At 49.4% G+C, this 24701-nt stretch carries 30 protein-coding genes; 29 read left to right on the top strand and 1 reads right to left on the bottom strand.

Annotated elements, in window-relative coordinates:
- Positions 1-158 precede the first annotated feature (158 nt).
- From MRBLPE1_RS30905 to MRBLPE1_RS30770, 28 genes are all read left to right on the top strand, one after another.
- Complete coding sequence (locus MRBLPE1_RS30905; protein WP_028609437.1) at positions 159-440, top strand: CopG family ribbon-helix-helix protein; 282 nt, start codon at positions 159-161, stop codon at positions 438-440.
- Positions 441-443: 3 nt separating this feature from the next.
- Positions 444-794 (top strand): type II toxin-antitoxin system PemK/MazF family toxin, encoded by a 351-nt coding sequence (locus MRBLPE1_RS30900; protein ID WP_028609438.1) that lies wholly within the window; start codon positions 444-446, stop codon positions 792-794.
- Positions 795-1035: 241 nt separating this feature from the next.
- On the top strand, positions 1036-1761 hold the full coding sequence (locus MRBLPE1_RS30895) for an SAF domain-containing protein (protein WP_364153735.1): 726 nt from the start codon (positions 1036-1038) through the stop codon (positions 1759-1761).
- Positions 1758-2612: a hypothetical protein gene (locus tag MRBLPE1_RS30890; RefSeq protein WP_364153733.1), complete on the top strand. Its 855-nt coding sequence runs from the start codon at positions 1758-1760 to the stop codon at positions 2610-2612. Before MRBLPE1_RS30895 ends, MRBLPE1_RS30890 begins: the two co-directional genes overlap by 4 nt.
- A 44-nt stretch (positions 2613-2656) precedes the next feature.
- Positions 2657-3982 (top strand): ATPase, T2SS/T4P/T4SS family, encoded by a 1326-nt coding sequence (locus tag MRBLPE1_RS30885; RefSeq protein WP_364154250.1) that lies wholly within the window; start codon positions 2657-2659, stop codon positions 3980-3982.
- Positions 3975-4910, top strand: a complete 936-nt coding sequence (locus MRBLPE1_RS30880; RefSeq protein ID WP_364153730.1) for a type II secretion system F family protein — start codon at positions 3975-3977, stop codon at positions 4908-4910. The genes MRBLPE1_RS30885 and MRBLPE1_RS30880 overlap by 8 nt, the downstream gene beginning before the upstream one ends.
- Before the next feature lie 13 nt (positions 4911-4923).
- Positions 4924-5817 (top strand): hypothetical protein, encoded by an 894-nt coding sequence (locus tag MRBLPE1_RS30875; protein WP_364153727.1) that lies wholly within the window; start codon positions 4924-4926, stop codon positions 5815-5817.
- A 30-nt stretch (positions 5818-5847) separates the two neighbouring features.
- Positions 5848-5997, top strand: coding sequence for a hypothetical protein (locus MRBLPE1_RS30870; RefSeq protein WP_364153724.1), 150 nt, complete (start codon positions 5848-5850; stop codon positions 5995-5997).
- A 43-nt stretch (positions 5998-6040) separates the two neighbouring features.
- A complete protein-coding gene (locus MRBLPE1_RS30865; RefSeq protein WP_364153721.1) occupies positions 6041-6187 on the top strand; it encodes a hypothetical protein in 147 nt (48 codons plus the stop codon).
- Entirely contained in the window at positions 6184-6609 is a 426-nt protein-coding gene (locus tag MRBLPE1_RS30860) for a hypothetical protein (protein ID WP_364153718.1), read from the top strand. The genes MRBLPE1_RS30865 and MRBLPE1_RS30860 overlap by 4 nt, the downstream gene beginning before the upstream one ends.
- 21 nt (positions 6610-6630) lie before the next feature.
- Positions 6631-7116 (top strand): hypothetical protein, encoded by a 486-nt coding sequence (locus tag MRBLPE1_RS30855; RefSeq protein ID WP_364153716.1) that lies wholly within the window; start codon positions 6631-6633, stop codon positions 7114-7116.
- A gap of 162 nt (positions 7117-7278) precedes the next feature.
- Positions 7279-8499, top strand: coding sequence for a M24 family metallopeptidase (locus MRBLPE1_RS30850; protein WP_364154247.1), 1221 nt, complete (start codon positions 7279-7281; stop codon positions 8497-8499).
- A gap of 21 nt (positions 8500-8520) precedes the next feature.
- A complete protein-coding gene (locus MRBLPE1_RS30845; protein ID WP_364153713.1) occupies positions 8521-9000 on the top strand; it encodes a PH domain-containing protein in 480 nt (159 codons plus the stop codon).
- A complete protein-coding gene (locus tag MRBLPE1_RS30840) occupies positions 8993-10528 on the top strand; it encodes a PH domain-containing protein (RefSeq protein ID WP_364153710.1) in 1536 nt (511 codons plus the stop codon). Before MRBLPE1_RS30845 ends, MRBLPE1_RS30840 begins: the two co-directional genes overlap by 8 nt.
- A gap of 144 nt (positions 10529-10672) precedes the next feature.
- Positions 10673-11206: an RNA polymerase sigma factor SigY gene (sigY, locus tag MRBLPE1_RS30835; RefSeq protein WP_364153708.1), complete on the top strand. Its 534-nt coding sequence runs from the start codon at positions 10673-10675 to the stop codon at positions 11204-11206.
- Positions 11193-11531, top strand: coding sequence for a DUF5345 family protein (locus MRBLPE1_RS30830; RefSeq protein ID WP_364153705.1), 339 nt, complete (start codon positions 11193-11195; stop codon positions 11529-11531). Before sigY ends, MRBLPE1_RS30830 begins: the two co-directional genes overlap by 14 nt.
- Positions 11519-11740, top strand: a complete 222-nt coding sequence (locus MRBLPE1_RS30825) for a sigmaY antisigma factor component (protein WP_364153702.1) — start codon at positions 11519-11521, stop codon at positions 11738-11740. Before MRBLPE1_RS30830 ends, MRBLPE1_RS30825 begins: the two co-directional genes overlap by 13 nt.
- Positions 11741-11778: 38 nt before the next feature.
- Positions 11779-11988 carry a PLD nuclease N-terminal domain-containing protein gene (locus MRBLPE1_RS30820; RefSeq protein WP_364153699.1) on the top strand — a complete coding sequence of 70 codons (210 nt, stop codon included), beginning with the start codon at positions 11779-11781 and terminating at the stop codon, positions 11986-11988.
- A complete protein-coding gene (locus MRBLPE1_RS30815) occupies positions 11985-12935 on the top strand; it encodes an ABC transporter ATP-binding protein (protein WP_364153696.1) in 951 nt (316 codons plus the stop codon). The genes MRBLPE1_RS30820 and MRBLPE1_RS30815 overlap by 4 nt, the downstream gene beginning before the upstream one ends.
- The gene (locus tag MRBLPE1_RS30810) at positions 12932-13777 is read left to right on the top strand and encodes an ABC transporter permease (protein ID WP_364153693.1); all 846 of its coding nucleotides are present in this window, start codon (positions 12932-12934) and stop codon (positions 13775-13777) included. Before MRBLPE1_RS30815 ends, MRBLPE1_RS30810 begins: the two co-directional genes overlap by 4 nt.
- Positions 13778-13878: 101 nt before the next feature.
- Complete coding sequence (locus MRBLPE1_RS30805; protein WP_364153691.1) at positions 13879-14262, top strand: ATPase; 384 nt, start codon at positions 13879-13881, stop codon at positions 14260-14262.
- Between the two features lie 186 nt (positions 14263-14448).
- The gene (gene gatC, locus MRBLPE1_RS30800; RefSeq protein ID WP_364153687.1) at positions 14449-14736 is read left to right on the top strand and encodes an Asp-tRNA(Asn)/Glu-tRNA(Gln) amidotransferase subunit GatC; all 288 of its coding nucleotides are present in this window, start codon (positions 14449-14451) and stop codon (positions 14734-14736) included.
- Between the two features lie 35 nt (positions 14737-14771).
- Complete coding sequence (gene gatA / locus MRBLPE1_RS30795; protein ID WP_364153684.1) at positions 14772-16229, top strand: Asp-tRNA(Asn)/Glu-tRNA(Gln) amidotransferase subunit GatA; 1458 nt, start codon at positions 14772-14774, stop codon at positions 16227-16229.
- A 36-nt stretch (positions 16230-16265) separates the two neighbouring features.
- Positions 16266-17705 carry an Asp-tRNA(Asn)/Glu-tRNA(Gln) amidotransferase subunit GatB gene (gene gatB, locus MRBLPE1_RS30790; protein ID WP_364153682.1) on the top strand — a complete coding sequence of 480 codons (1440 nt, stop codon included), beginning with the start codon at positions 16266-16268 and terminating at the stop codon, positions 17703-17705.
- Positions 17706-17849: 144 nt separating this feature from the next.
- Positions 17850-18560 carry an MgtC/SapB family protein gene (locus MRBLPE1_RS30785; protein ID WP_364153680.1) on the top strand — a complete coding sequence of 237 codons (711 nt, stop codon included), beginning with the start codon at positions 17850-17852 and terminating at the stop codon, positions 18558-18560.
- Positions 18542-20467, top strand: a complete 1926-nt coding sequence (locus MRBLPE1_RS30780) for a DUF4097 family beta strand repeat-containing protein (RefSeq protein WP_364153678.1) — start codon at positions 18542-18544, stop codon at positions 20465-20467. The genes MRBLPE1_RS30785 and MRBLPE1_RS30780 overlap by 19 nt, the downstream gene beginning before the upstream one ends.
- A 75-nt stretch (positions 20468-20542) precedes the next feature.
- On the top strand, positions 20543-20977 hold the full coding sequence (gene perR, locus MRBLPE1_RS30775; RefSeq protein WP_364153675.1) for a peroxide-responsive transcriptional repressor PerR: 435 nt from the start codon (positions 20543-20545) through the stop codon (positions 20975-20977).
- Between the two features lie 108 nt (positions 20978-21085).
- Entirely contained in the window at positions 21086-22822 is a 1737-nt protein-coding gene (locus MRBLPE1_RS30770) for a glycosyl hydrolase family 18 protein (protein ID WP_364153672.1), read from the top strand.
- Positions 22823-22914: 92 nt separating this feature from the next.
- Here the strand turns inward: MRBLPE1_RS30770 and MRBLPE1_RS30765 are convergent, their stop codons facing one another.
- On the bottom strand, positions 22915-23274 hold the full coding sequence (locus MRBLPE1_RS30765; protein WP_364153669.1) for a YgzB family protein: 360 nt from the start codon (positions 23272-23274) through the stop codon (positions 22915-22917).
- Between the two features lie 154 nt (positions 23275-23428).
- Between MRBLPE1_RS30765 and MRBLPE1_RS30760 the strand changes: the two genes are divergently transcribed.
- Positions 23429-24313: a nucleotidyltransferase-like protein gene (locus tag MRBLPE1_RS30760; protein WP_364153666.1), complete on the top strand. Its 885-nt coding sequence runs from the start codon at positions 23429-23431 to the stop codon at positions 24311-24313.
- Positions 24314-24701 lie beyond the last annotated feature (388 nt).

Below are 24701 nucleotides of genomic sequence, written 5' to 3'. Positions count from 1 at the left end.
CACGAATGTAGTAAGGCAGATCATCAATAAAGGCTATACATGAAAACATGCAGCATATTTGATATACGGCTATCATAGATATGTTGAAGTATAGCGACGGCAATATAATGTCATAATGAGTATTAAGGTTATGGAAAAGTTTTGGGGGTGCGAGTTCGGTGGCCAATGTACAAAATACCAAAAGAATCATGATTAGCCTGCCAGATCATTTGCTGGAGGAGGTTGACGGGATTGTAGCCAAGGAAAACTCCAACCGCAGCGAATTTATTCGGCAAGCCATGAAACTGTATTTGGTGGAGCGCAAAAAACGTCAAATCCGAGAATCCATGCAGCGCGGGTATATGGAAATGGCGAAAATAAACCTGAACATGGCCTCGGAAGCTTTTCAAGCGGAGGAAGAAGCAGATCATACGTTAGGCCGTCTCGTTAGCGGGGTGTAGAGGTTGATTGTAAAACGTGGTGATGTTTTTTTTGCGGATTTATCGCCTGTCGTCGGATCGGAGCAGGGCGGAGTTCGCCCCGTGCTGGTCATTCAAAATGATATTGGGAACCGGTTCAGCCCTACGGTCATCGTTGCTGCGATAACGGCTCAAATCCAGAAGGCGAAGCTGCCCACCCATGTTGAAATGGATGCAGCTGCGCATGGCTTTGACCGGGACTCCGTTGTGCTTCTCGAGCAGATTCGGACCATCGATAAGCAAAGATTAACGGACAAAATTACGCATTTGGATGATGAAACGATGCGTAAGGTTGATGATGCTTTATTAATCAGCGTAGGCTTAATTGATTTTTAACGGGTGAAGGCTATTTAGCAATCGAAGGGCGGCCTTCTGCTGAATGCCTTTTTTTGTTGCATTTTACAGGAAACTGATGAAATTGGTAAAATAATGATAGACAAATGAAATTTGTATTGCTATTATGAACTCAATTACTTTTGCAAACCTATATATGAGCACTATTATGCGAAGAACGCACGCAGTACGCCTTAGATGGCTGCTGGTGCGTTCTTTTTTTTATGCTCAGAGAGGAGTGACGATGAAGAAGAGAAGAAATGCCATCATCAGCCTGACAGCCGCAGTGCTTTCCGCAAGCTTAGTTTACGGCATGTACGAGCTTCAGCGTATCCAGATCGAGAAAGAGGAAACGGTAGCGGTACTTGTGCCGAAGCGCTTTATTGGGGCAGGAGAGCGGCTGAAGGAAAGTGATCTTGAGTATAAAATGGTTCCGCAAACCGCATTCGTCCCGGATATGGTCATCAAGCTGGAACAGGCTGCCGGAAAAGAAACGGTTATTCCTTTGGGCAAAGGGGAGCCGCTTTTGATATGGAAGGTCGACGATTTTTATTTGCAGCCCAGACGATCGGAATCAACCTTTCAAATTCCGAAGGAGTATATCCGTTCCATTTCAAACGGCATCAGGGCAGGGGATAAGGTGCAGCTTTTTGTTTCGGGAGAAGGTTCGCCCTCTGAGCGGCTCTTCACGGAAGCGGTAACCGTAGCCTCGGTGAAATCATCGGGTAATGTCGAAATCGATAATCCCGAGAATCCGAACTTGTTCTCGCGTGCCGAGGGAAACAAAGAGCAGATGTACGCATCCAGGCGCGAGGCTAACGGCATGATTGAATATTTGAATTTAAATCTAACGGAGGCACAATGGCTCCTGCTGGACGGCTTGTGTAAAAGCGGCTCTTTGAAGCTGGTCGTTGCGTATAGCCCGGAATCTCTTGATCTGAAGATGGGCGAGGAGGGGGAGGGGCGGTGAATGGAGCCTTAGCGCCACATGCTGTTTTTATTGGCACAACCCCTAATATTGGAACGACGGCAGCGGCGTTTGCTGCAGCCTGCCGGATAGGAGAAGCAAGCGGCAAGCCGATCGGTTATTTATGCCTTAACCTCAAAAGCGCGAAGATTCACCGCTATATCGGCGTTGGCGAGCCGCTTGTTACGCTCGACAAGCTGCGTCCCGAGCTTCGCTCTTATACGCTGACGCCGGACAAGCTGCGCAGAGCCGCGTACACCGTTCCGAGCCAACCGAATGTGCAGGTGTTATTCGGTAATCTGTTGAGGGACCAAGCCGAGTATTTTACGCCGGAAGAAGCTGATCATTTGCTAACGGTCGCTGAACAGACCTTCGCGTTTATAGTCATCGATGTGGGCGCATATTGGGATAACGCGGCTACGATATGTTCGATTCGAAGGGCTGGCACGCGCATTCTCGTTACCACGCCGGCTTTGTCCCATTTTCAAGAAGATGGTAAACGCTGGATTGGCCAGGTTTCGCCATTATTCGGGATTGCTCCCGAGCTGTACGATACAGTCATCATTAATGGACCATGGAAAAATGGAGGTTATCAGATGAAGCATATTTGTAAAGAGCTTGGGACCTCGGCACTCGGTCAGCTGCAATTAAGCGAGCCGGTCTTTAGCCAATTGGATAACGGGAGTTATGCAGAGTGGCTGAAAACGGATCTGGAGGGCAAGAAAGCGATGAAAGAGCCTGCGAATGCGATCATGCGCCGGCATGGCATTCGAAGCATGGCGACTTCCGTAGCTGTGCAGCCTTGGTATCGCAAGCTTCTTACCCATCGCAACGGCAATGGTACAGGCTCGTGACCGCGCAGCCAAATCGATTTTCACCCTCTGAATTTGCTGCTCAAATGCAATCGGAGCGGGAGAAGCTTGATCATGAACCGGTTTCACCTTACTTAACAGCAGATGCGCAAGGAGAATTCGCGAGCCTTGCGGATGATATCCGGTCCTATTTAAGCGCCCCGCATGGATTGGGTGAAGAAGACCGCAGGCAGTATAGCGAGACGCTCAATCGCGCGGTGCTTGGTTATTCGCAGGAGCGGGAGCAGGTGCTGGCCGTCATTACGGATCGGTTGATTAGGCTGCGCATCCACGGCACAGCAAATGTGCGGCATCCGTTTCAAACGTTATCAGAAGCCCTGTTCGCGGAAGTTATAGGACTGAATGTGCTGGAACTAGTGCTTGCTGATAAGGACAGCTTGGAGGAGATACAGGTTGTGGGCGTCCAAATCTTTATCGTTAAAAATGGCGTTACGACGTCTTCGCCTTACCGCTTTGACAGTATCCGGGAGGTTGAGCGCATTCAGCAAAATTTGGTTTTGTACAATAATGACCGCATTAATCCGCGGAAGCGATGGGCAGAAGTCATGCTGCGGGATGGATCTCGCGTAACGATGACAGGCTTTGGCTTCACGGCAAGCCCGACCTTGACGATTCGCTTCTATACCGTGCGCAGCTTCAGCCTGGAGACGCTGGGCAGCCCGGCATATAGTACGTTGAACGAGCAAATACGAGTCATGCTCAAAGCGATATTGGCTGCACGGTTTAATGTTGTCATCATTGGCCCGACAAATTCGGGCAAAACCAATCTGATGAAGGCGCTGATTGCGGAGCTGCCCGATGAAGAGCGGATCATTACGATCGAGGGGCGATTCGAGATGATGCTCGGGCGTGATTTTCCAAGCAAAAACGTAGTGGAATACATGACGGATGAAGAGGATAGCTATCACCGTTCGGATCAGGCCTTCAAGCTTGCGCTAAGGCAATCGCCCCAGCGTATCATTCATGCCGAGATACGCGACTTGGATGCGAACATATACGTTCGAGCTTGTACGCGGGGACATTCCGGGAGCATGACAACCGTGCACGCGAATCGGCTGGAGGATGTACCGGAGGCCATCACGGATATGTGCATGCTTGACGGCAGAGGCATGAATGCCGAACGGCTGGCCAAACGCATCACGCAATATGTGACGGAGGTAGGGATTGAAATGAGCTATCTGCGAGGACGACGAGTCATTAGCCGTATTGGCGAGCTGTGCTGGGAGGATGGTCAAGCGCATGTGAGGGACTGGGTGCGGTTCGACGAAGCGAAGGACAACTGGCTGTTCCCGGCGCCGCCTTCCGAGGCTGCAGCCAGCAGGCTTGCTGCCGGAGGCAGCCGCCATGAATGAGCTGTCTACCGCAGCGTTGGCAGGGCTATTATTTTGCTTCCTATATATCGCTATCTTTAATCTGCTGCTGCTTTGGTCGAGGGAGCAGCAGCTCGTCAGCAAGCTGGCATACCGGACGAATGGCAGCTTGCGTATACGGGCAGCAGAGCGCTTTAAGCGTTTTGTATGGCTGTACCGGCATTTATCGGATTTGCTGGAAACGCTGCGCTTGCAAATAACGCCGGCTTCCTTCGCATGTATATCCGCCTTGCTGCTGCTGGCGGGCATCGCCGGCGGCGGTATCTTCTTTCAAAGCATCAAAGGGACCTTGTTGTTTGGCGCATTGCTGGGCGCATTGCCCTACACGGTTCTAAGGACGCTGCTGGTACACCGCCGGATGCAGACGCAAATGGATTTTTTGCCTGCGGTTGAGCTTTTTTATCAATGCTACCTCGTAACGGGCGAGCGGCAAGTACGGGTAGCGCTGCAGCGCACGGTCGAGGAGCGGAGATTGCTCGGTCCGATGCAGTCCGTATTCGAGCAGCTGTATCGCAATTTGTCCGTGCGCGGCGATGATGAAGCGAGCCTCAGACTGCTTGCTGCATCGCTCGGTCATTTGTGGGCGGATTATTTTGTTCATATTTTACGGGTTGCGCTTGTAGAGGGAGTGTCCGTGTCGGATAGCTTAAAGGAGCTTCTTACCGATATGCGTAAAGCTAGGCGCGCGAATGAGCAGGAACGCAATCGTCTTTTGGAAATACGCGTAGCGAATTTCTCGCCGCTTTTGTTCCTCGCTTTATTTATTGGAATCAATCTGCGGTACAACAAGGATAACGCTTACTATTATTATGTCGTTGATCCAATGGGCCGGGATATGATGCTCAATGCGGCAGTTTTGATTTTCGCGTCATTCCTTATGGGACTATGGCTGTCTCGCAAAAAAATGTGAAAGGAGGCCCTATATGCCGGCGTGGACAGAGGAAATGTTGAGGTTTGCTTTTTTTATTGGCCAGTACATATTCGGTATGGCTGCGATTTATGCGCTGCTGCAGCTTTGGCCCGAGCGTCCTGCCAGGTGGAAGCATCTGACTTACGTAACCGGTTGGCGAACGAGGCAGGTGCCGGATAAATGGCTGCGGCTGGCCTTTCTCTCAAGGCAGCAGGCCTCCTTTATGGAAAGAGAGCTCCTGCTTGCCGGCTGCGGAATAACGGCGGATGCAGCTTGGTACGTTGTCGCAAGAAGAGTGCTATTTTGCGTAAGCGGCGTGTTGGTTATGATCGTTGCGGTAGGGCATGAGCGGCTAAACCCGTATATTCCAATCTCCTATGCCGGTCCCGCCTTGCTTTTGATTATGCTGTTGATTTATATGGACTTGGCATGGCTGCGCTCTATTCGTAAAATGCGCGCATTGCAGGTGACCAAAGAAATCTTTGTCATCAGCAAGCAGCTGCTTTACTTATCGGATTCCTCGCTGCATGTCCACGCGAAGCTGCTTCGCTGCATCCCTTTCACGCGGGCGATCCGCCTCGACTTAGAGCGGCTTTTGGCGGAGTGGTATCATGATGCGGCAGGAGCTCTCCAGCGCTTTAAGCAGCGATTAGGTACGGAAGAGGGCATGAGCTTTGTCGAAACGCTCGATGCCCTACGGTTGCATGAAAGCCCTCAATATTACGAGCTGCTTCGCGTGAGGATCGAAGATTATAAGGAGAAAATCGACCTGGCCAAAGAAAGCCGCAAGGAATCCACTTCTTATATTTTATTCGTTATCGCGGGCATACCGATTTTGTATACCTTCCAAATATTTATTTACCCCTGGGTAAGAGAAGGCCAGAAACTGTTCCAATCTCTTAATTGAAATCATTTTTTTGCGGAAGGAGGTGGAGGCATGCGTAATATTTTAATGACCGTTATGATGCTTGTAGTCGTAATCGTCTTATTCAACACGATTATCGCCCAGGATGCGACGGGAACAAGCAGCCAAATCGAGTCGCAAGGAACATCGGCAAACACACGGATCAGCCAGATGCTTCCGTAATCACTCTGAGCTATATTGGCCAAAGCTAGCGGAGGTGTTTATTTTGCGAGGAATTCTAATCTCAATGCTGCTGCTTGTGACGGTGCTCATTTGCTACCAAGCCGTTGCCGAAGGCGACACGGGAATGAAGAGGCAAATGGATGGCGCCGGCAGCTCGGTGAGCACTCATATCAGGAGCATGAGCCCGTGAAGCAAATATTGATTTTTGTCCTGTTTGCGGCCCTATTGTGCTGGCTCATGTTCTCTCCGATCTATAAGCATGTCCTTATTGTCAGGCAAGCGGTTTTGCAGCAGGAGGTCGATTATCTTCTGGAAGTTGGGGCGAGCGGAACCTATGGCTATATCAGTGAGGAGATGCAGGAGCAGTCAAGGCAGCGCTTGGCCCGCTTTGGAATGCGGCCAGACGATATCAGCTTCGAGCTGGCTGCGACGAGCGGACTTGCGGCGTCGGATCCCAATGCGCCGCTGCCGCGAGGGACGGGAATATCGCTTACGATGAGCTACCCGTACGAGGATTTATTTGAAATTGACCGCTTAATAGGTTTGACGCCTCCCCTGCCGAGTGAGCGCATGCGGGCGTTTGGCATGAAAATGAGCGAATATGTGCCATAAATGGAGGAAGCGGGTGTATCGTTGTACAAGCTGCTGCTTATCGTCGTTATGATGTCGGTCTGGCTCTCGATTCATCTGCTGCAGGTGGAGGAAGAGCTCGCCATGAAAACCTTGTTTCAAGGCAAGCATGCCGTTAACCGGGCAGCGCATGCGGCGGCACAGCAGCTTGATACGGCTGCGCTCGGGGAAGGTTTACTTTCCCTTGCGCCCGATAAGGCCGCTGCTGCGGCATCTTTGTATTTACAGGAGAATTTGCAGCTGGATGAAAGCGGCGCGCCGCTGCCGGGATCTTTTTTGAAGCAGCCGGTTGAGCTGGTCCTGTTTAAGATTGTAAATGCAGACGAAACCTTTCCGTACACGTACCGGAATGAGGCTTACGACTATGAGGTTACATTAAACCAGCCGGGAGTCGTGATAATCGTTCATATGGTTTATCCGCGCGCCTTTCAGGTGCTGGAACCCATAGAATGGAATATTAAGGGGGCGGCAGAGCTCGTCGCGGGTTGACGAAATTTTGGAAAATTGGTGTAATAAGGGGAGGGTTTTAAAATATAAGAAAGTATAAAATTCAACCTTATACGTTGCTTATATTTCACCGCGAAACGAGCTTTTGCCGCCAAGGACGGCATCAGCCGTTTAAGCTTGGTATAGGAGTTGATTGTCAACGTGATGGATATTGTTGCCGATGTTCCGGCAGAGCTCATAAATCAGCGAATTGGACGTTTGCAGGCCGTTATGCAAGCGGAGGGCTTGGATGCGTTTCTTCTTACTCAGAATGTAGATCTTTATTATTTTTGCGGATCGATGCAAAATGGATATTTGTTTGTTCCAAGCACCGGCAACGCTACCTTTTACGTTCGGCGCAGTGTTCAGCGTGCCAAGCTGGAGACCGCTGTTCAGGTAACGGAGCTAGGTGCTTTTCGGCGATTTGGGGAAACGCTGGCCCGGGATTACGCGTATTTGTTTGGTAAAAGATCAGGGCTTCGAATGGCGGCGGATCTGGATGTGCTGCCGGCACAGCTTTACTTAAAGCTTTCGGAACTGTTTGGCTCCTCCGCGCGCTGCGAAATCGTGGACGGGTCAACCCACATACGCAAAATGCGAATGATCAAATCGCCTTGGGAAGTAAGCCGGATCGAAGCGGCCGCAGAAGTTGTCGCGGAAGCGCTCAGCTCGGCGCTGAATGTGCTAAGGGAAGGAATCAGCGAGCTGGAATGGATGGCGCGCGTGGAATACGAGCTTCGTATACGCGGCCACATCGGCGTAATGCGCCTTCGCGGCTACAATCAAGAGATTACGACCGGTATGGTCATTTCGGGAGCGGCTGCGGCTGTCCCGTCGTATTTTGACGGCCCAGCGGGCGGGCTTGGCCTTGGTGCGGCGTCGCCTACGAGCGTAAGCCGGTCGGTTATTAAGCGGAACGAGCCGATACTGATCGATATTGGCTGCTGCGTGGACGGTTATGTAATCGATCAGACCCGTACGGCGGTTATTGGAACGCTGCCGGCAGTGCTCCAGCATGCCTACGGGGTATCGGAGTCGCTGATGGTTATGGCCGAGAAGCTGCTGGTTCCCGGCACGCCCTGCTCAAAGCTTTACGAGGCGGCTCTTGAAGGCTGCGCGGCAGCCAATCTGTCCGACCATTTTATGGGCTTTGGCGCGGATCAGGCGAAGTTTCTGGGTCATGGCATCGGGCTGGAGATTGATGAATGGCCGGTGCTTGCCAAGGGCTTTCAAATGCCGCTGGAGCCGGGAATGGTTCTTGCGGTTGAACCGAAATTCACGTTTCCCGGTCAGGGCGTGGTGGGGATCGAGAACAGCTATCTCATTACAGAGCAGGGGCCGAGAGCGCTTACTCGTTCCAAGGCAGAGCTTATTGTGCTGCCGTAAATAAGAGGAGGAGATTCATCCATGGATCGGGAGTTAACAAGGCGGCTTCATCGCGATTATATTACGGTTTACCGTATTAGCGAGCTTATTACGAACGGTATTTTTCTTGCTGTAATTATCGCTTATTTCACCTGTGCGATCATTTGGGATTGGACGCTGATTCCCGGATGGATTGCATTGTCCTTATTTATGGTTTCACTTGTCCTGTTTACCTGGATCATCCCCCAATTGAAGTATTCGCGTTTTCAATACGAGCTGTTTGACGAAGAGCTGGAAATCCAATCCGGCGTGATCTTTCTGAGCAACGTGCTCGTTCCGATGGTGCGCGTACAGCATGTCGAGCTCGAAAGCGGGCCGCTTATGCGCAAATATGATTTAGCCAGCGTTTCCATCGTAACGGCCGCAACTACGCATCGGATCAACGGGCTTAAGCTTGGGGAGGCGCAGCAGCTCAAACGCCAAATCGGCGTCTTGGCTAAGGTGGATGACCAAGATGAATAATCGACGTACGCTGCATCCCATTTACATATTGTTTGGCCTGCTAAATACGATTCGAGGCTTTATTCCGTTTATCTTAATCGGACTATTGAAAGGAACAGACTTCACGGGGCTGGATTGGTACTGGTATGCAGGCGCTGCCGCTCTTTCCTTAGTCATCCTTGCTTTCAGTTATATCGAATGGAGGCGTTTCGGGTTTTGGCTGGAGAGCGATCGGATCATTATTCGCAAAGGCTGGCTGTTTAGGGATGAGAAGACGATTTATTATACCCGTATCCATTCGGTTAACGTAGAGCAGCCTCTTATTCAGAGGATTCTCAAAGTGGCGCAGGTGAAGATCGAGACGCCGGGCGGCAACAAGAAGGCGGACGGTATTCTGCCGGCGCTGTCGCTTAAGGAAGCAAATGCCATTCAACATATGCTCAAAAAGCAAGCCTCGACGGCAGCCCAGCCGGAAAGCCAAACAGATACCGCCGCCATAGGAATACCCAATCAAGAAGCCGATGCTCCCCTAGTTGTGAGCATAAACCATAAACGGCTCGCGACGGAGCCTAAGGACGAAGAGATCTCGCATAAACCCGCATTCACGCTTCATGCGGGACAGCTGCTTCAGGCAGCCGCAACCTCTATGAATTTCGGGCTCGTTGCGGCTTTTATGGGGGGATTGTACTCCTTTGGCAATGATATTTTCAATCAGCTGCTGCCGGATCATTTTTTCGAAACGGTCGTAGAGGACTCTACAAACTTGATGCCAAGCTATTTCATTATTATATTTATCGTGATTGCAGGAATAGGCTTTGCTTGGCTCCTCTCCATGCTGTTGTATGTGTTTAAATACAGCGGTTTTACTGTCAAAAGAGACGGCAGGCAGATTTCCGTTTCTTACGGGCTGCTCGAAAAGAAGTCTTTTGTGTTTGACCCCAAAAAAGTGCAGGCTGTCATCGTTAAAGAAGGATTGCTTCGTCAGGCTTTTGGTTATGCTGAGATTCAGCTTCAAATCGTATCTTCTGACAAGATGGAGCAGCTAATGCTGCATCCCTTCTTGAAGCGTTCCGATATACAGAAGGTGCTTGGCGATTTCGTGCCGCAGGTGAAGCATTCCCCGGCGAAAATCTTGACAGGGGCCCCTAAGCGCGCGCTGCTTTATTATGTTAGAGTCGAGCTAGTACTGGTGCTGCTTTTATGTGCAGCCTCTATCTTCTTTCTAAAGGAAGACGGATTATGGTCGCTGCTGCTCGTACCGGTTGTCATTTGGTGGAGAAGAAGCTGCTTTCTCGCGGCCGGCGTCAACTTGGAGGATGGACAGCTCACGCTTCGCAATCGTTTCTTAACGAGATCTACTTATTTGGTTCGGCGGCCGCAAATGGTAACGATGAGGGCGAAACGCTCGATTGGACAGCAGCGCAAGCAGCTGTTAACCTTGTCGGTCCATGTGATGGGAAGTCCCTTCGAATACAAAGTAAAATGTCTTGACTGCGCGGACGTAGAGCCTGTCTGGCGATGGTACAGCCGCAGTCAAATAAAAGAATAGCGAATACCTTTCCTGAGCTGCAGAAGAGCTTTCCGCTTCCGCAGTTTTTTTATCGTGTAAATATTTTTGAAATGGAATGAACGAATTCAAGCCGCTATCCGTCTAAGCTGTATAACCGAATTCGGCAAGGGAGGTCCAGCGCTCGTGCAAGACGAGACGAAGCTGATTAAGCAAGCAGTTCGAGGAGACACGCGTGCGCTCTCTGAGCTGCTGCGGCAGCATTATTCTTTTTTATATCAATACGTGCTCAAAGTAACGATGAACAAAAGCCGTGCGGAGGATGTCACGCAGGAGACGATGCTGAAAGCGATTGAGAAAATAGCGACATTTCGCGGGAAAGCTAAATTTACGACTTGGCTCATTACGATAGCCTCGAGAATCGTTATTGACCGGATTCGCCGGAGCGAGCTGGAGCGGCATTGGCTGAAAGAGGAGCAATCGCTTAGGTCTATTCGTTACGATACCTTGCAGCGCGGAGAAGAATGGACAGAAGCGCTGCAAGCCCTAGGCCAGTTGAACAGCGATATTCGAATTCCGGTATTGCTCAAATATTATTACGGTTATGCGCAGGAGGAAATTTCTTTGATGCTGGATATTCCGGTCGGAACAGTAAAATCCAGGCTGCACAATGGGTTAAAACAATTGCGGAAGGAGCTGACGGAGCATGAAGAAGCCTAAAGAGGAGATTGACGATCAGCAGTGGTTCAACGATCAGTTCAAGAATGCATTAACCCGGTTTGATGCTTCGCATGGGCCTGATGTTCCTGAGCTGCGGCAGTTCGAGGCGTTTGTGGATAGGCATAAGCAGGAAACGAAGAAAAAACTGCTCAAGGAGCTGATGCTCCTGTGGGCTGCCGCTTGCTTCATTTTCGCCGTCATGGTTTGGATAATTGACCGCAATTGGGTTTGGTTTGCTATTCTTCAAGCCGTAGTTGCGGCAACCGGAATTGGTTACGCCAGCTTGACGTTCGGCTTAAGGAAGGTGCGCGGATGGAAGAGCTGAAGGTACTGCCGATTTGGTTTTGGGTTTTGCTCATTATTGTCTTAATGGCACAGTCGACCTGGTTATTTATAGACGCGCGCAAACGGGAAAGCATGCCGTGGCTGTGGGGGTTATGGGGTTTAATACAAGTGCCTATGCCGATTATCTTTTACTTTCTCTTTGTTCGAAGCGGCTGGTTTAGACGCGAGGGACAAAAGGATAAAAAATGATGCACGGAGCATTGGAAAAATAAAGAGGGGGTTAATTTATGAAAGAAGAGCTCGTGTTATCTGAAATCTTGCCTATTATTGCGCCGATTATCGTTATCCAGTTGATTCTAATGACCATTGCGTTGATTTTATGCGCAAAGGCCGAGAGCACGCGCGGTCCTAAATGGGTTTGGGTTCTGGTCATCATATTTGTGAATCTATTCGGGCCGATTGCTTTCTTTATCGCCGGAAGGAGGAATGAGGCATGACGGAGCTTCTCCAGGTAAGGGGCTTAACCAAAACCTTCGGCACGTTTAAGGCGGTCGCAGGCATTGATTTTTCCATAACCGAAGGGCACTGCGTTGCGCTGCTTGGTCCTAACGGGGCAGGGAAGACAACGACGATACGAATGATAACGGGACTGTTAAAGCAGACAGCGGGCCATATGGTTTTCCAGGGCTCCGTTCAAGCTGGCAAGCATCGCGAGCTAATCGGCTATTTGCCGCAATCCCCTAGCTTCTATCCTTGGATGACAGGCTACGAATATGTTGTTTACGCCGGGAAATTATGCGGCCTAAGCTCCGCTGCCGCTCAAAAACGAGCAAAAGAGCTGATAGAACGGGTCGGAATCTCCACTGCTGCTAAGAGACGCATCGGCTCCTATTCGGGCGGAATGAAGCAGCGGCTGGGCCTTGCTCAAGCACTCGTCCATCAGCCCAAGCTGCTCGTTATGGATGAGCCGGTCTCCGCGCTGGATCCGCTCGGGCGCAGAGAGGTGCTTGAACTGCTGCGCGAACTAAAGCAAGAAACGACTGTGCTCTTCTCAACTCATGTGCTGCATGACGCAGAGGAGCTGTGCGATGACGTTATCATCATTCGTGACGGGCAGGTTGCGCTGCAAGGGTCAATCGATACTATACGGAAAGAGCACCGCAAACCGATTATCGAGCTGCAGCTCGAAAGGGACGCATATTCCGAACGCTGGTTATCCTCATTTTTGCAAAGAATGAATCAAGAGATAAAAACCGGGACAAAGGCAGGGGTATTTGAAACGGCCGAATTGGACAATAGGACAGCCCGTTTTACCGTAAACGAAGTGGACGCTGCTAGGCAGCGCCTATTGGATGAGCTGTCGCGGGAGCAAGTGAAGTTCAGCAGTCTGGCCGTAGGCCACACTACATTAGAAGACTTATTTATGAAGGTGGTGACCTCATGAGCAGCGAAGCTACGGAAAGCAGACGTCTAAGCTTACCTCAAGCGCCTTTATCTTCAGGCTTTTACCGTTATATGGTCATGGTTCAAAAAGAGCTGCTGGAGCTTGTACGGAGCTACAAGTTATTATGGGTGCCGCTTATCTTTGTTCTGCTTGGCATTATGCAGCCGGTATCGACTTATTACATGCCCGTCATCTTAGAGCATGCCGGAAGCATGCCGGAAGGAACGGTTATTGAAATTCCGAAGCCGCTGGGCACGGAGGTGTTAGCGCAAACGCTTCAACAATTCGGTACGCTGGGCGTACTTGTGCTCGTGCTCGCCTGCATGGGCACGGTATCCGGTGAGCGTAATAGCGGCGCGGCATCGCTCATTCTTGTGAAGCCGATTTCTGTACTGTCCTACATCGGCTCCAAATGGACGTCTATGCTGCTCCTTGCCTGGGGCTCGCTTACCGCAGGATATTTGGCCTCATGGTATTATACCGGGCTGCTGTTCGGCGAGATTCCGTTCTCGGGTGTGTTAAGCAGCCTGCTTGTGTACGGTCTATGGCTTTCCTTTGTTATGGCGATAACGCTTCTTTTCAGCGCCTTGCTCCGGAGTCCGGCCGCGGCTGCTTTTTCAACGCTTGGCGGGGCCGTAGTGCTGTCTTTGCTGGCAGGCCTCTTCCCTAAAATTTTTGGATGGGGTCCCGGTTCGTTAAGCGGCTTCGCTTATGAATCCGTAGCTTCGGGTATAGCAAATACTAGTCGATTCGGCTGGGTGGCTGCTTCATCAATTGTCTGTATGGCAGCGGCAGTAAGCGTTTCGGCGGCGCTGCTTCGCAAAAGTTCGGCAGTGGATTAAAAAAAGTCTGCCTATTAACTCTCTTCGATTGGACACCGCTATCATTTTTTAGTAGGATAGTAGTGAAAGAATCAGCGGCGAAGAAACGGGAGTTGAGGACGATGCTACAACTAGGCACAAAGGTCGTCATTGTGGCTGACCAATATGAACAAAACCTTCCCATCGGGGAGCATGGTTATATAATAGCTTACGACCGCAATGCGGATAATGTCTTTGATTATGTGCTGCGGGTTCCATCGGCGAATCGCAATTTCCTCATTCCGGATGAGGACGTCGAGCTTGAAGAGGTACTGATTCAAGATGAGGTTGACCGCATTGAGCGGGAGGCGCTAATCGATTTTGCGCTCGCAACGCATAACGAGGAATTATTTAAACGGATCATGAACGGCGGGAACGAAGCAGAACCGGAGCTGGAAAATACGGCTAAGGAACCGCTAAGTCCTGCGGACTTTATTCGGCAGGTAAATTTAAAGGCTTGGATCTAACTCGAGGCTGCGTATAGAGGACTGTTCTGCATGTCACTAACTGACTGCGGAACAGTCTTTTTTTTGATGAGCAAATAGGAATGGATGGACGCCGGGGCTGATGTTTGCCGTTTTCATTGATGTTCGCCATGCAAGTGAGATATAATAGGAAGAATGATTACAGGAATAGGAAAGGAAGAATACCTGATGAGCATTACGCCCAAGGATGTAGAGCATGTCGCGAGACTGGCGCGGTTGGAGCTTTCCGATTCGGAGAAGGACAAGTTTACGGAGCAGCTCAATGCGATTTTGAAATATGCGGAAAAGCTTAACGGCTTGGACACGGAAAATGTTGAACCGACCAGCCATGTGCTTCCGATAACGAATGTTATGCGTGCGGATGAGAATCGGCCGTCGCTGCCAATCGAGAAGGTTTTGCTGAATGCGCCTGATGATGAAGATGGACAATTTAAAGTACCTGCGGTACTTGAATAATAAGAATGGGTTTTATTTGAAGGGAGGAACTACTGTTGGCACTGTTTGATTTGCGCCTGCAGGATGTACATAACAAGCTTAACAATAAGGAACTATCCGTTTCTGAGCTGGTTAACGCATCATATGCGAGAATTGCGGAAACTGAGCCTGCTATCCAGGCTTTTATCACATTGAACGAAGAGAATGCGCGCTTGCAAGCTTCCGAGCTGGACAAGCAGCTGCAAGAAGGCGGCGAACGCGGTTTGCTGTTCGGATTGCCGGCTGGAGTAAAGGACAACATCGTTACGGAAGGGCTGCTTACGACCTGCGCAAGCCAGTTTTTAAGCAATTACAATCCGATTTACGATGCTACCGTTGTCCGCAAGCTGAAATCTGCCCAATCCGTAACGATTGGCAAGCTGAATATGGATGAGTTCGCCATGGGCGGTTCCAACGAGAATTCGAGCTATTACCCGACACGCAATCCATGGAATACCGAGTATGTGCCAGGCGGCTCTAGCGGCGGCTCGGCAGCATCGGTTGCAGCGGGTCAAGTATACTTCTCGCTTGGCTCCGATACTGGCGGTTCTATTCGTCAGCCGGCAGCATACTGCGGCATCGTTGGACTTAAGCCTACATATGGGCTTGTTTCGCGCTTTGGTCTCGTCGCTTTTGCCTCTTCACTGGACCAAATCGGCCCGCTTACCAAAAATGTGGAAGACTCCGCTTACGTCCTGCAAGCTATTGCCGGATATGATGCGGGTGACTCCACTTCTGCGAACGTGGAAATTCCTGACTACACCTCTGCATTGACCGGTGATGTCAAAGGCTTGCGCATCGGCGTGCCAAAAGAATACCTCGGAGCGGGCATTGACCCGCGCGTGAAAGAAGCGGTGCTAAAAGCGCTAGCGGTATATGAAACGCTGGGCGCCACATGGGAAGAGGTATCGCTTCCGCATACGGATTATGCGATTGCTACTTACTATCTGCTTGCTTCTTCGGAAGCCTCGTCGAATCTGGCTCGATTTGACGGCGTACGCTACGGCGTCCGTGCGGAAAATCCGGAAAACCTGATCGATTTGTATAAGAAATCACGCAGCGAGGGCTTCGGCCCGGAAGTGAAGCGCCGGATTATGCTCGGAACGTATGCGCTAAGCTCCGGATACTATGATGCTTATTACTTAAAGGCACAGAAAGTACGGACACTCATCAAACAGGATTTTGATCAAGTGTTCAGCCAATATGATCTGATTATCGGACCTACGGCGCCGACGCCGGCATTCCGTATCGGAGAGCAGGTAGGCGATCCGTTAACGATGTATTTAAACGATATTTGTACAATACCGGTTAGCTTGGCAGGGGTTCCTGCTATAAGCGTTCCATGCGGTACGGCTGACGGCTTGCCGATCGGCTTGCAAATTATCGGGAAAGCGTTCGACGAGTCGACGGTGCTGCGCGCCGCCCATGCGTTCGAGCAGCACACGGAGCATCATAAACAACGTCCGCAGCTATAAGCGGCCATATCTACGTTTACGAAGGGATCGATACGAATGTCTGAACCGAACAAATACGAGACGGTTGTCGGGCTGGAAGTCCATGTGGAGCTGCATACGAATAGTAAGATTTTTTGCGGCTGCTCTACGGCTTTCGGCGCGCCGCCGAATACCCATACCTGTCCAGTCTGTCTTGGGCATCCCGGCGTTTTGCCGGTATTAAACCGCCAAGCGGTTGAATACGCGATGAAAGCGGCAATGGCACTTAACTGCCAAATTGCCGATATTAGCAAGTTTGACCGAAAAAACTACTTTTACCCGGATTCGCCTAAGGCTTACCAAATATCGCAATTCGATCAACCGATCGGCGAGCACGGCTGGATCGATATCGAGGTGAATGGCGAAACGAAGCGAATTGGCATTACAAGGCTGCATCTTGAAGAGGATGCAGGAAAGCTGACTCACGTAGATGGCGGCTATGCCTCCCTTGTCGATTTCAACCGTGTCGGTACGCCGCTTATCGAGATCGTGTCCGAGCCGGATATCCGCACGCCCGAAGAAGCAAAAGCTTATTTGGAGAAAATCAAAGCGATCATGCAGTATTGCGACGTTTCTGATGTGAAGATGGAGGAAGGAAGCTTGCGGTGCGACGCGAACATCAGTCTTCGTCCTTACGGCCAGAAGGAATTTGGTACGCGGGCTGAGCTCAAAAACATGAATTCCTTCCGCGGCGTTCAGCGGGGACTAGAGTACGAGCAGTTCCGCCAAGCGGAAATTCTTGACGGCGGCGGCGAGGTTATTCAAGAAACGCGGCGCTTTGACGATGCGCTTGGGAAATCATTCTCAATGCGCGGCAAGGAAGAAGCACATGATTACCGCTACTTCCCGGATCCGGATCTCGTGCAGCTGCATATCAGCGAGGAGTGGAAGCAAAGCATTCGTGCCACCATTCCGGAACTGCCAGATGCGCGCAAAGCAAGATACACGGCTGATTACAGCCTTCCTGCTTATGATGCCGAGGTGATTACTTCATCCAAAAAGCTTGCTGATTTCTTTGAGGAAAGCTTGTCCTATACCAAGGATGCCAAAACCGTGTCGAACTGGATTATGGGAGATCTGCTGGGTTACTTGAATGCGAATGGCCAAGAGATTTCCGATGTGAAAATTACGGGACAAGGCCTGGGCGAAATGATCGGATTGCTGGAGAAGGGCACGATTAACGGTAAAATTGCCAAAACCGTCTTCAAAGCAATGCTCGAATCCGGCAAGCTGCCAGAGCAAATCGTCGAAGAGCAAGGTCTCGTTCAAATAAGCGACGAAGGCGCTGTCCTTCAAATCGTGGATCAGATTATCGAAGCGAATCCGCAATCTGTCGAGGATTACAGAGCGGGTAAAGATAAAGCGATTGGTTTCTTGGTCGGCCAGATCATGAAAGCCTCCAAAGGGAAAGCTAATCCTGCGCTTGCGAATAAGCTGTTAATCGAACGCTTGAAATAGGCGCATCGTGCACAAAGACGCGGTTCATCTCCCGATGAATCGCGTCTTTCTTTTTGAGCAATACTCCGGTAAGAAGAGCTGTACGCTCCAATTGCTGCATACAATTATGTTACAATAGTGATTATGGAAAGGTCGGGATCGCATATGGAATTAAATCCGTTAAACAATCCATGGGATATCAGTGAGCTTCATATTTTGTTAAGATTGCTTCTTGCATTGCTGTTAGGAGGGCTCGTCGGCTTCGAACGCGAGCAGTCCAAACATGCGGCAGGGCTGCGAACCAACATATTGGTTTGTTTAGGCTCATGCTTGCTTATGCTGCTATCTATGTATGGCTTTTCGGCATTTGTCGATGAGCCGAATGTAAGGGTTGACCCTGCCCGTCTTGCAGCGGCAGTCATCACAGGCATCGGTTTCCTTGGAGCCGGAACGATATTATTTACGGGGAAGTCGATAACCGGTTTGACTACTGCGGCATCGCTTTGGGTCGTATCCGCGATTGGGCTAGCGGTAGGGGCTGGCTTCTATTTCGCTTCCGCAACAGCGACAGTTATGGTGCTCGTCACGCTATGGGCTTTTAATAAGCTTGAAAAAAGGTATATCAGAGCGAAGAAAGAGCAGTTGGTTAAAATCAAAGCGAAAGATCTTTCACGGGCCATGTTGGATATCAACAGCTTGATGACTGATCGGAAAATCGTGATAAAAAAAATGCTGCTGGAGGAGTGCGAGGCGGATGAAAACGGTGAACAGGTTATGCTGCAGCTCTTTATTACTTTGCCTAAATCCGAAACGCTGCTTGTGCTTCTCGACAGTATAAAGCATTTGGAGGGTGTGCGTTGGGTCAGCTCAGAATAAAACGAATGAAAAATAGGCTGCTCACTGTATTATTCGCATTCCTGATGCCAGGAGCGGGGCATATGTATACCGGGCAGCATCCGAAGGGATTATTGCTTATCGCAGCTTTTTGGCTGGATTTGACGGCCATTGTCCGATTGGCTGATTCAGACGGCGGCAGACATTTGCTGTTAATTGTATATTTAGGCATTATGCTTCCGGTTTTTTATTTCATAAGCGTATTTGATTCCTTGCAAAGCGCGGAGGCGGTCAATCCTAATCCGGTTGCGTTAAATCTCACGCACGGTGTTTTACTTTTAGCATCAGGAAGCATTATGCTCATTTTGGTAAGGCCGCCGCAAGCTCTATTGCCTTGGATGAATGAGCTTGCGGAGCTTTGCGTGGGTCCAATCATTGTGCTGGCATCCATTTTGCTGCTGTTACGTTCACGGAAAGGGTCGGTATCTATGTTTAAGCTAGGACGTTTCACGGCTGCGGTGCTCGTACTGACCGTGGGAATATTGCTTTTGCTTGATCAAATGAATGGTCGGAATGATATTTCGCTACTTGGACAATGGTGGCCGGTCATATTTATTGTATTAGGCCTTGAAATCATAATTTTCAGCTTAAAATTTAAAGGAGCGGAGAAGAAGCTTAGACTCGACGTCGCAGGCGGAATGATTGCTCTAGTCATTACTCTGACCGCTTATGTCGTAACGCAATACGCAGATATCCCTTTCCGGTGGTTGGATCAATTTAATGTCGATCTGAACGGAACTGCCGAATATGGAGAAGAAAAGGGCTTCCAATATGACAAGGCGGTTATCAAGGTTCCGCTGGATGAAGCGGCTTCGCTCATCCGTATCGTTAATCCGAATGGCCAAGTAACCGTCCGTACGGGCGACGTGCAGGAAATTGAGCTTTTGACGGCCGTATGGGTCGATGTCGCCGATAAGGAAGAAGCGGATGCGATCGCTGAGCAATCCATGGTAAAAGTCAATCCCGGAGCGGAGGTTACCTTAGAGGCTAAAGGGCAATCCTATGGTACAAATGGCAGTAGAAAGCCGAGAATGAACATGCTTATCACCGTGCCTATGTCGCTTTCTGATCAAGTAAAGGTGGAGGAAGCGCCAACGGAGACGGCGGTGCAAACAGACTTGAACGGTATTCTCGATGCGGCAAACGTGAATAGCTTGGAGATGCCATTTCCGCTAGTTGCAGCAGATGAAGAGTCGGCAACGCCTTTGGCAACGGATACAAATTCGGACGGTGAGACGGAGCAGACACCTGAACCGTCGGAGGAGCCGAAGCCTGCTTTGAAGCTGAGCGTGGAAGCGGATAACGGTTCGGTTGAAATTAAGGAATTGACGCTGCCCGGCGGCTTAGACATTCGCAGCAACAGCGGAATTATTTCAGTTAGCAACATTAACGGCTCTTTGACCGTCAAAGGTAATAATGGCAGCATTACCGTTAACGGCATAACGGGAGATTCCAGCCTAGAGACGAAGAACGGCACGATTACCGCAGCAAAAATCCAAGGCAAGCTTTTCGCCAATACGCTGAATGGAAGCTTAGAAATCAAGGATATAACAGGTAACATCGAGGCCGAAACGAAAAACGGAAAAATTAAAATGGACGGAGCGGACTCTTCCGTAAAAGCGGATACGCTCAACGGCAGCATAGAGCTGAGTAGCGATAAGGTTGGCGGCGATTGGGATTTGGACAGCTCGGTTGGCGAAGTGAAGCTTGCGATGCCGGAAGATGGACATTTTACCGTTTACGGATCGGTAACTTTCGGTAATATTACGACGGAGCTGCCGCTGGAGGTAAGTAAGAAAACCATACGAGGATCGTTAGGCGAGGGCACTTACCGAATCCAAATCAATGCAACGAACAGCATTTCGATCAGTCAATTTGGGCGATCTTAATAAGGCGCTTTCATTGACAAACGCTTAAATTAGAACGTACAATAGCTGTAACTACTAAGGAAAGGCGTGAGGGGAATGGGAGCCAGCGTTAACTTAGCACTTGAGCAACTGAAGATGAATGGCGTCCGTATGACCCCGCAACGTCACGCCATATTAAGCTACTTGATGGACTCCATGTCCCATCCGACTGCAGATGAAATTTATAAAGCGCTCTCTCCAATTTATCCAAGCATGAGCGTGGCTACCATATATAATAATCTGCGTTTATTTGTAGAAGCTGGATTAGTGCGTGAGCTGACATATGGCGATGATTCTAGCCGTTTTGATTCGGATTTATCCGATCATTACCATGCCATTTGCAAAAAATGCGGTTCCATCGTGGACTTTGATTATCCGCCGCTGCTTGAAGTTGAACGCGCCGCGTCTCGGGTGACGGGGTTTGTAGTTGAAGGCCACCGGATGGAAATATACGGGCTATGCTCGACATGCAACACCGCAACAACGAAATAATGATTTTCAAGCCAAAAAAAAGAACGTGCCGGGGAGCGATTTAAGCGCTAATCAGCACGTTTTTTATTGCCGGCGGAGCATACAGAAAGCATATAGGAGAGTGATGTTTTGGAAACGATTTACAACCGAGCGCCGCGCCGCAGAGGAAACCGGGGTGCCCGGAGCATTGCGTTATTATTTTTGGCGGGAGTACTGGCCGTTTTTTGCTGGTATGGCTATATGCGCTATATTCCAAATAACGAAAAGACAGAGCCGGACTATCAATTCGAGCATCCGATTTTTGTTCGGGGCACAGAATCCGCCATTGGAGCCATTGTGGAAAATAACGAAGTAAAGCTGCCGCTTTCCGTTCTCGAGGAGGTACTTGGTGCGGACAAGCCTATCCGGTATGAACCTGATTCGGGCTCCATTATTTTGACCACGGCTAATAAAGTGCTTCATCTTAAAACGGATTCATTATCGGCTAAAATAAATCAAAAGCCTTATAATTTAACGATTACCGCTGAAAAAGCGGGCGATACAGTTTACATCCCAGCGGAGCCCTTAGAGGAACTGTACGGTTTGCAAGTCGAATTTATGCAAGATACAGGTTCGGTTACTTTATTGTCAGAAGGGGACTCGATCCAATTAGGAGAGACAGCGTCATCCAAGAAAGACGCGGCTGTACGTACCGAACCGACGATCCGTGCGCCCTTTATACAAAAAATCCCCCAGGGCCAAACGTTTAGAATTTGGAAGGAGCAGGATGGATGGCTTCTGGTCCAAAGCGGCGATGGACTGACCGGTTACATGAACAAAAACGACGTGAAGCTGACGGACATCGACCAAATCCCTGCAAAAGCCGAGGAGAAACCGTTCATTGCTTGGAAGGTGCTTGGCAACAAAATCAATATGACTTGGGAAGCTGTTTACGATCGTAAGATCGACACGGCTAAGATCCCCGCCATGCAGGGCTTGAATGTCGTTAGTCCAACATGGTTTGCGCTATCGGATGACAAAGGTATGATCAAAGGCAAGGCTGATCCTGCTTACATGAACTGGGCTCACAAGCAAGGTCTGCAGGTTTGGGCGCTATTCAGCAATGATTTTGAGCCTGATCGTACGACCAAAGCATTAGCTACTGCAGCAACGCGATTTTCAATGATCCAACAGCTGATCGGGTTCGCGCAGGTTTATGGCTTGCAAGGAATTAATTTGGATTTTGAAAATGTGCACACCGCCGATAAAGCCAACTTTGTGCAGTTTGTCCGTGAACTCACGCCGCTGCTGCACGAACAGGGCCTTGTTGTATCGGTTGACGTAACGCCAAAATCGAATAGTGAAATGTGGTCATTGTTTCTGGACCGCGCGGCCTTAGGCGGAATTGTAGATTATATGATGGTCATGGCTTACGATGAGCATTGGGCATCAAGTCCGAAAGCGGGTTCGGTTGCTTCTCTCCCTTGGACTGAGAGCTCCGTGGTTCGCATTATGCAGGAGGACGGTGTTCCTTCTAATAAACTCATACTAAGCATGCCGTTATATACCCGCATATGGACCGAGAAGAAGGAAGCGGACGGTAAGGTTACCGTTACTTCTAAGGCAGTCGGGATGGAGCGTATCAAGGAAATTATTAATGAGAAGAAGCTAAAACCGGTGTTTGATGCAGCGGCTGGCCAGAATTACGTGGAATACAAGGAAGACGGAAACTTAACTCGAATTTGGATTGAGGACGATGTATCCATTAAAGCACGTGTTGCTCTCGTTCGAAAATATGATTTAGCCGGTGTCGCAACTTGGCAGCGGGCATTCCAGACCCCAACCGTTTGGAAAACGATCGACAATGCTATCAAACAAAGGCCATAATCTTTTTTATATACTCAAACCAAAAGCGCCTCCTTCTCTGTACGCAACAGGGAAGGAGGCGCTTTATTGATTTCATGCTTCAGCGTTGAGGATTACATTTGCTGTTCAGAAGGACTATGCGTTGCTTGCGCCGGATCGAGCGTCAGCATGGTTTTGCAATACATGCAGCGGTCGGTCTTGCCGAGCATTTTGGTTGGTCGGCTGCATTCCGGGCATTGCAGCATGGTTGCGCTCGTAGACATCATGCCGGCCCAGAAATAGACGGCTACGCTGATGAGCAACGCGATCATGCCGATTACCATGAAAATGGCTGCGATAATTTTTCCGGCTTGTCCCCAAAATACGATGCCGGCAGTGCCTAGTATCATTACACCCATGCCAACAAGGGTGAATACGAGCCCCCAGAGCCGGAATTCATTGATTTTGGCTGACTTAAAAAAGAACTGTTTCATTTGTTCAAACCCTTCCTATGACTAATGGCTTATTAAAATGCGACTGATTTCTGAGTCAGTAAGCAGGAATGTGCCTCTGACCTGTCGAAAAAGAATAAAACTGTAGATTATTATTATAGCTCAATAAAATGTGATTAGCTATATGGAGGAACCAGTGGAACATATAAAAGAGCATTTCGCAAGCAGCTATCAAGATGCACCCAATGTTATCGGTATAGCTGCAATAGAAAACCCATATCCCTATAACCCGCTAATTGATGGATTGGATTTGTTGGTACTTGTTGTAGTTAAGGAAGGACATGCCTGCAATGAAACGGAGCATGTGCAAATCGAAGGTCAGCGCGTGATGATTCGAACCATTGATTCAGCGGGTCTGAATGAATGGTTGTCCGGCGGAGAAAATCGCAATATTATTGAGTGGCTAGTTCGGGGGGAGATCTTGTTGGATCGCGACGGCTATTTAAGCAATGTTCGGGAACGTCTGCTGCAATTTCCTGATTCCATGCGGGAGCAAAAGCAGTTTTCTGAATTTGCCGGTTTTTTAAGGACATATTTGCAAGCGAAGCAAGACTTGTTGGACGGTAATTTGCTTGATGCATACAGTCATGTGTTAACTGCTCTGAACCATTGGGCTCACATTGTTCTTATAGAAGAAGGACGGCATCCTGAGCTTACGGTGTGGAAGCAGCTGAAGCGGGTTCATCCTGGAATATACAAGCTTTACGAAGAGTTAACCGTAAGTCCGGAAACTTTGGAGCAAAGAGTACAATTAGTAATGCTGGGCTGCGAGTTCTCCGTAATGACAAAAATGAAAACAAGCTGCGTCTTGTTGTTTAACATCCTAAGAAGCCGCGAGGAGCCTTGGAGCATTGCGGAGCTTCAATCGCATTCCTCCATTCATGCCTTGCATGTCGACTTGTCTCTTGTTCTTCAGAAACTGGTGAAGAGGGAGTATATCCGCGAAGTTGCGGTTATGCATGAATTAGGGGATATCGGTGCTCTGGAGCTGCGCTATATGATGACGGAAAACGAAATCTAAGCGGGTTATAAAAAGCGATTGTTAAGCCATTGTTCCTTACGGCTGACAAGCGCTTTTTATTTTTTAAAGAAATACTTAAAAACATTCTTGACTTATATAAAGGTCAGATGATATATTAGTACTCGCCGCTTTTACAGGTTATCTAATCGACAAACGACAGGTTAAAAAAATGTCGAACATCGAAAAAAAAGTACTTGCAAAGAGATAGGCGAATGTGATATATTATAAAAGTCGCCGATATGAAATACGCGGTTGACACGAAAGAAAAGATTGCTCTTTGAAAACTGAACAACGAGTAATAACTGCCCTTACGATCCTAACGGATCGTTAGAAAAGCGATAAAAAGTAATGAGCATTTCAAACACCAATTTGGAGAGTTTGATCCTGG

The sequence above is a fragment of the Paenibacillus sp. LPE1-1-1.1 genome (genome assembly GCF_040676435.1).
Lineage (GTDB): Bacteria > Bacillota > Bacilli > Paenibacillales > Paenibacillaceae > Pristimantibacillus.
Note: the sequence above shows the minus strand (reverse complement) of the source record. Positions and strands in the feature narration are given on the sequence as shown.